The organism is Proteus myxofaciens ATCC 19692 (assembly GCF_001654855.1).
GTDB classification, from domain to species: domain Bacteria; phylum Pseudomonadota; class Gammaproteobacteria; order Enterobacterales; family Enterobacteriaceae; genus Proteus; species Proteus myxofaciens.
Window position 1 is genome coordinate 1 of sequence record NZ_LXEN01000106.1, and the last position, 6,932, is coordinate 6,932.

Below are 6,932 nucleotides of genomic sequence, written 5' to 3' on the forward strand. Positions count from 1 at the left end.
CAATACGTGAAGGTGTGACTGATTTTGGAATAACGACTAAACCGCTGTCTAAATGCCAACGTAAGACAATTTGAGCAGGAGTTTTTTGGTATTTCTCAGCTAATTTTTGAATAATTGGTTGTGTAAATACGCCTTCTCCACCTTGTGCAAGAGGGCTCCATGATTCTGTCACAATATTATGTGTGGTATTCCAAGCGCGTAAAGAGGCTTGCTGCATCAATGGATGAATTTCAATTTGGTTAACAACAGGTGCAATACCTGTTTCTGTAATGATGCGCTCAAGATGATTAGGTTGGAAATTACACACACCAATACTTTTTACCAATCCTTCCTTTTGTAACATGATCATCTGTTTCCAGGCATCAACATAAAGATCACGAGAAGGAACAGGCCAGTGCATTAAATAGAGATCAACATAATCAAGCTGTAAACGTTGCAAACTTTCTAACAGTGCACCACGAGCGTGACTTTGGTCCTCATTCCATAATTTAGTGGTAATAAACAAATCATCACGAGGTACAGATGTTTGTTTTAGTGCATTACCTACACCTTCTTCATTATGATAAATCGCCGCAGTATCGATAAGGCGATAGCCGACATCTAATGCATGGTGAATAGCGCTAATCACCTGACTATTGTCTGCTTTCCATACACCAAGCCCTAATTGAGGAATGGTGTTCCCATCAGATAATTGAATTAATTTAGGTGTATTCATTTATACCTCCTATGGCATTAAGACACTTAGATAGCCGCTGTATAGATACGCTCACTGATTTCGAGCGTAATATCTTGGCGCTCACCAAGAGCAGTTTGTCCATGCTCTTTTAATTTCTGCACAAGGGCTGGAATATCTGCTTCACTGATTTTGAAATCAGACAGTCGAGTTCTAAGTCCCATCTGTTCGAAGAAATTTCTAGTTTCATTAATCGCAGTGTCGATTTTAAAAGCATCAGAGCCTTGATTAATGCCCCAAACTTTTTGGGCATATTGGATCAATTTATCGTATTTTGTCTGCTTTTTCTCATGTAACAAAGCAGGTAATACAATGGCAAGTGTTTGTGCGTGGTCAAGTCCATGTAATGCTGTTAATTCATGACCTAAAGCATGTGTTGCCCAGTCTTGAGGTACACCAACACCCAATATGCCACTTAGTGCTTGTGTCGCAACCCACATAATATTTGCGCGAGTATCATAATCTTCAGGTGTAGCTAGCGCTTTAGGACCTTCTTTAATCAGTATCCGCAATAGGCCTTCAGCATATTCATCTTGCACAAGCGCATTTACAGGATAAGTTAGATATTGCTCTAATATATGAATAAATGCATCAACTACACCATTTGCCGTTTGTCTTGGTGGCAAAGAATACGTGGTTGTAGGATCTAAAATTGCGCTACGAGGATATACATGTGGGCTTGCAAAAGCTTGCTTATCCTGAGTTTGTTTACGACTAATAACGGCAACACTATTTGTTTCTGATCCTGTAGCAGGTAATGTCATGACACAACTTAATGGTAGTGCCTTTTCTATATTATTGCCATGTTGAGTAATAATATCCCATGTTTCTCCTTGATAAGGCACCGCTGCCGCTATGAATTTTGTACCATCGACAACTGAGCCACCTCCTACAGCTAACAGATAAGTTATACCGTGATATCGCGCATAAGAGACGGCTTTCATTAAGGTTTCATAAGAAGGATTTGGCTCTATACCGCCAAATTCATGAATTTGATAACCAGAAAGCGCAGCATAAACTTGGTCAAGCACACCATTACGTTTAATACTTCCTCCACCATATGTCAGTAAAACTTTCTCATTTTTGGTGATATCAGAACGGAGTTTTTTTATTTGACCTTCACCAAAATGGATACGAGTGGGTGAGTAATAAGTAAAGTTTTGCATAATAATTCCACCATAGTTTTCATGTTCTTTGGTATGACAATCTGAAGAAGAAATGACTTATTTTGTTCATAGACGAACTATTTTATTTCGGCTATAACAACAAGGTTGTGGATACTACACTTATCATATTATTGCTAATAATCACAATATGGACTTTATTTTTAAATCAATTTTAGGAGTATTATGGAAAAACATTATTTAAGCCTAAACCAACAACATTGGGATAAACAAGCGGCCATGGAGAATCAGTGGTCTAAGCCAGTTAGTGATGAAGAAATTAGTGAAGCTAAAAAAGGCAACTGGCAAGTTCACTTAACACCAAGCCCTGTTAAATTAGAGTGGCTAGCTGAGATTAAAGGTAAAAAAATACTTTGTTTAGCCTCTGCTGGTGGTCAGCAAGGTCCTATTTTAGCCGCGGCTGGTGCGATTGTGACCGTTTTTGATTTATCAGAAGGGCAATTGAGTAAAGACCGCCAATTAGCAGAAAAACATCAACTGACACTTTCTATTAAACAAGGCGATATGGCAGATTTAAGCTGTTTTGCTGATGAAAGTTTTGACATAGTATTTCATCCTATCTCTAACTTATATGTTGCTGATGTTAATCCTGTATGGCAAGAATGCTACCGTGTATTAAAAATCGGTGGTGTATTGATGGCGAGTTTTTATAATCCTGTTGTTTTTATTGATGATAGAGATGCAAAATTACGCTCTCAAGGATTAATAAGACCAACCTATCGTTTGCCTTATAGTGATCAACATTCATTACCTTCAGATAGACTGCAAGAAAAAATGGAAAGGGGAGAAGGGCTTGTTTTTGGACATTCATTAACGGACTTGATTGGTGGACAACTTGCAGCAGGTTTTTTATTACAAGACTTTGTCGAAGATTTTGCTCCCCATGCCCGCTTTTTAGTTGATAGTTATATGCCGACATTCTTAGCGTCAAAAGCGATTAAGTTATAAGGTAAAATATGCGAGTAAAAATACAGGATTACTTTTTATTAAAAGAGAATAAACTAAGGAGATAAGGCAATGAACAACTGAACTTTTATTATATTTTTAAATAAATATAGATTGTAAAAAACGCCTTTATTCTTATTGAATACAAGGCGTTTTTTATGATTTTTTAATTGATGAGATTGACATTATTACTTATTATTTGAACTACTTTTACGATGTCGAATATACATCACAATGGAACCAATTAATCCCGCAGTAAGCAATATGACAGGTAATGTCATTAAAATATTCATGACCAGTGTTTCATGTCTTTGAATAAAAGGTATCTGATTTAACACATAGCCTAAAGACACAATCATACCTACCCATAAGAAGCCACTTAGCCAGTTAAATAGCTGAAAACGACGCTGTTGTAAGTCTGATAATCCTGCCAATGTTGGCAATAAAGTACGCACAAAGCCAATAAAACGGCCAATTAATAATGCGTATAGCCCTTGGCGATGAAAGAGTTCATTAGCGCGTTCGTGATATTGCTTTGGTAATTGGTTCATCCAACGTTTTACTATTTTAGTATCACTTAACCAGCGGCCTTGTAAAAAGCCTAGCCAACTCCCAGCACTGGCAGCAGTTCCTAATACAATAATTGTTGGAATAAAATGTAAGACATCTTTTGCAATTAATGCACCACAAAGAATAAGCAATGTATCACCAGGTAAAAATGCGGCGGGTATTACCCCATTTTCCAACATAATAATAACGAAAAGAACAATGTAAATAACCCATAACACATTTGGATTAGCAAGCACCATATAATCATGTTGTAGGAGTGCGTGAATAATCTCTTTTAATGTACCCATTAGCGAACTCGTCTTAAAAAAAATTCTAGAGTGTTATTCTAACGCAAAATAGAAATGATCGTTTGATTTAATCCCTGTGAAGCCACAGGGATAGCTTATTTTTTTTAAAAAAATGATTGTTTAAGAAGATATACGTAAAAAACCTTGGTTGAGATCGTCAATAAGATCGTCAACATTTTCTAATCCAACATGGAGACGAAATAGTGTACCGGTTAATTCAGGTTGTGAGCTATATTGACGCATCGCCTTAATATCTTTTGGTTGATATCCCAAAATTAATGATTCAAATCCTCCCCAAGAAAAGGCCATTTTAAATAGTGAAAAATTATCAAGGAAGGATGCAAATTCTTCTGTTGTTAAGATTTTCTTTAAACTAAATGAAAATAGTCCATTGCTTCCTGTAAAATCGCGCTGAAAGTATTCATGACCAGGACAAGAAGGCAGTGCAGGGTGATAAACATTATCAACTAACGGGTGTTGTTTTAACCAACGAGCAACCTCAAGTGCACTTTGCTCATGTTGCTTCATTCTAACAGGAAGTGTTCTTAAACCTCTTGCTGTCATATAAGCGGTATCAGGATCAGTGCATTGTCCTAGTAAATAGGCATTTTCACGTAATATATCCCAGCAACGCTGATTTGCTACTGCAAATCCTAACATGCCATCAGAATGACCAATAATATATTTTGTGGCTGACTGAATTGAAATATCAATATCAAGAGTCAGTGGTTTGAGTAATAATCCCGCAGACCACGTATTATCAATCATGATAATGATTTCGGAGTTATATTCTCGTATTGCACTCACAATACTGCGCAAGTCTTGTACTTCCATCGTCACAGAACCCGGTGACTCAAGAAAAACAATGCTAGTTTCGGGTTTTAGTAATTGTGCTATTTCCTTGCCAATTAAAGGATCAAAATAGGTTGTTGTAATGGCAAATTTTCGCAATATTTGATCACAGAAATTCTGTGTGGGATCGTACGCAGAGCCGGTAACAAGGATATGATCACCCTGTTTAACAAATGCCATAATAGATTGGGTTATCGCAGCTGCTCCTGATGGAAATAGTACACATCCAGCTCCTTGTTCTAACTCGGTGAGTGCTTCTTGTAATGCAAAATGGGTAACAGTGCCTCTTCTTCCATAAAATAACTCACCTTCAGCTCGTTTGCTGCTGGCTTCTCGTTTTTGTTTAACTGAGTCAAAAATAACGGAAGATGTGCGTTGTATAATAGGATTTACAGCTCCTTGTGAATATTTTTTAGCACGACCTAAAAGGAGGAGTGAGGTTTCTTGTTTTTTTTGCGTCATCCTTAATACCTTCTTGTGATTTGATAGCGTGTTTATCTCAAGTTAATGCATTTTTTAAGTAAGTACAAAAGAGAATGAGGGTAGTTGATAAAATTTCACATTACAAAAAATGACAATAATTTGTCCTAAAAATGGGTAAATTTAAAAAAAATAGCCAAATAGTAATGATAATTACTATCAAAATGCTTCATGTTTGATATCATTTGAGCGTTTTCTCTTTCCTGATGGCAAACAGGATCATGATAAGTGAACGATTTTGGGTAAGTAATGACATAATGATATTCATTACTGAATAGATAATTAAATAAAAAAGAGAGTAAAAGGCCAACTGATGCGTAATTTGACAGCTTCTATTCTATTGGCAATCGGTCTGACAGGTACTGCTTTTGCGGATAACGCTCCTGTCTCACAAACTGAACAGCCTACTACTGCTGCCGTTTCTTCAACAGCTTCTACACAAAATACCACTACACCAGATAATGGCGTAGCAAAACCCGCAGAACCATCAACAACAGGAACTGAAAATAAAGTAGACGGTTCCCAAGGTACTGCAACTGAGGGGGCAAATACATCTTCTGAAAATATAATTGGTGCTCCATCAACGTCAGAAACCGTGGTTGAAGAAACAAGCACAGAAATCATCACAGGTGGTGGTTTTGCTCAAAATCTGTCGGTAATGGAAATGTTCTATAACGCAGACATTGTTGTTAAAAGCGTTATGATTGGCTTAACTTTGGCTTCTATCGTTACTTGGGCACTATTTTTTGCCAAAGGGATCTTCTTATTAGGCTTACGTGGTCGTTTAAGAAAAGAAACATCGCAATTAGCGGAGGTTAAAACCCTAAATGAAGGTTTGGCGCTTAGCGAAACATTCGGCAAGAAAAGTGCTACAGCAGATTTTTTTGCTGATGCTGAATTAGAGCGTGAATACTCAAAAGACAGTAAAATTGCTGAAGGTATTAAAGAACGTGTTGAAATGCGAATGGAGCGCCGTGTTGCTGCCATCATTCGTGATTTAGGGCGCGGTAATGGTTATTTGGCAACAATTGGTGCTATCTCTCCATTTATTGGTCTTTTCGGTACAGTTTGGGGGATAATGAACAGCTTCATTGGTATCGCTCATTCTCAAACAACTAACTTAGCTGTTGTTGCACCAGGGATTGCCGAAGCATTATTAGCTACTGCAATCGGTCTGATTGCCGCTATTCCTGCGGTTATTATTTATAATATCTTTGCGCGTATGATTTCTGGATATCGTGGTGAAGTGAGCGATATCGCAGCAGGTGTTGTGACATTAGTCAGCCGTGACTTAGATATTGAAAACAGTAAATAAAGGTAATCAATTATGGCAATGCGTCTTGGTGATGATTCAGGTGAAGACACTGAGTTACATGATATCAATGTGACGCCATTTATTGATGTCATGTTGGTGTTACTCATTATCTTTATGGTGGCAGCACCTCTTGCTACCGTTGATATTAAAGTAAACTTACCTGCATCTAGTGCGAAACCACAACCTCGCCCTGAAAAACCGGTTTATTTGACGATTAAATCGGATAAACAAATCTTTATTGGCGAAGAGATGGTAACACACGAAACAATGGCTAGTGTGTTAGATTCAGTGACACAATCAAATAAAGAAACCACTATCTTCTTTCAAGCGGATAAAACTGTTGATTATGAAACGTTGATGTCAGCGATGGATTCGCTAAGGAAAGCGGGTTACCTTAAAGTAGGGTTGGTCGGCATGGAAACGGTCTCAAAAGACGGTTAGTTATATTTATAGCATTGGCTGAATAAAAAACAGTTTCCCAATTAAAGCACTTTATTTGTCTTTTTATGACTTTTAATAAAGTGCTTTTTATTAATTTATTATTTATTTCTTTTTTATAGATAATT

General features: G+C 37.2%; 7 protein-coding genes. 3 read left to right on the top strand and 4 right to left on the bottom strand.

Annotation, left to right across the window (positions count from 1 at the left end; genetic code table 11):
* Both dkgA and M983_RS11425 read right to left on the bottom strand, forming a co-directional pair.
* On the bottom strand, window positions 1-715 hold a 715-nt coding region (gene dkgA, locus M983_RS11420; RefSeq protein WP_066750608.1), incomplete at its 3' end, for a 2,5-didehydrogluconate reductase DkgA.
* Between the two features lie 26 nt (window positions 716-741).
* On the bottom strand, window positions 742-1,899 hold the full coding sequence (locus M983_RS11425; RefSeq protein ID WP_066750611.1) for an iron-containing alcohol dehydrogenase: 1,158 nt from the start codon (window positions 1,897-1,899) through the stop codon (window positions 742-744).
* Window positions 1,900-2,082: 183 nt separating this feature from the next.
* Between M983_RS11425 and M983_RS11430 the strand changes: the two genes are divergently transcribed.
* Entirely contained in the window at window positions 2,083-2,865 is a 783-nt protein-coding gene (locus M983_RS11430) for a class I SAM-dependent methyltransferase (protein ID WP_066750614.1), read from the top strand.
* Window positions 2,866-3,050: 185 nt separating this feature from the next.
* Here the strand turns inward: M983_RS11430 and M983_RS11435 are convergent, their stop codons facing one another.
* Window positions 3,051-3,719, bottom strand: a complete 669-nt coding sequence (locus M983_RS11435; RefSeq protein ID WP_066750617.1) for a DedA family protein — start codon at window positions 3,717-3,719, stop codon at window positions 3,051-3,053.
* A 120-nt stretch (window positions 3,720-3,839) separates the two neighbouring features.
* Window positions 3,840-5,033: a cystathionine beta-lyase gene (metC, locus tag M983_RS11440; protein WP_066750628.1), complete on the bottom strand. Its 1,194-nt coding sequence runs from the start codon at window positions 5,031-5,033 to the stop codon at window positions 3,840-3,842.
* Window positions 5,034-5,364: 331 nt separating this feature from the next.
* Here metC and exbB point away from each other — a divergent pair, with 331 nt between their 5' ends.
* Complete coding sequence (gene exbB / locus M983_RS11445) at window positions 5,365-6,366, top strand: tonB-system energizer ExbB (RefSeq protein ID WP_066750631.1); 1,002 nt, start codon at window positions 5,365-5,367, stop codon at window positions 6,364-6,366.
* 12 nt (window positions 6,367-6,378) lie between these two features.
* Window positions 6,379-6,807 (top strand): TonB system transport protein ExbD, encoded by a 429-nt coding sequence (gene exbD / locus M983_RS11450; RefSeq protein ID WP_066750634.1) that lies wholly within the window; start codon window positions 6,379-6,381, stop codon window positions 6,805-6,807.
* Window positions 6,808-6,932: the final 125 nt, after the last annotated feature.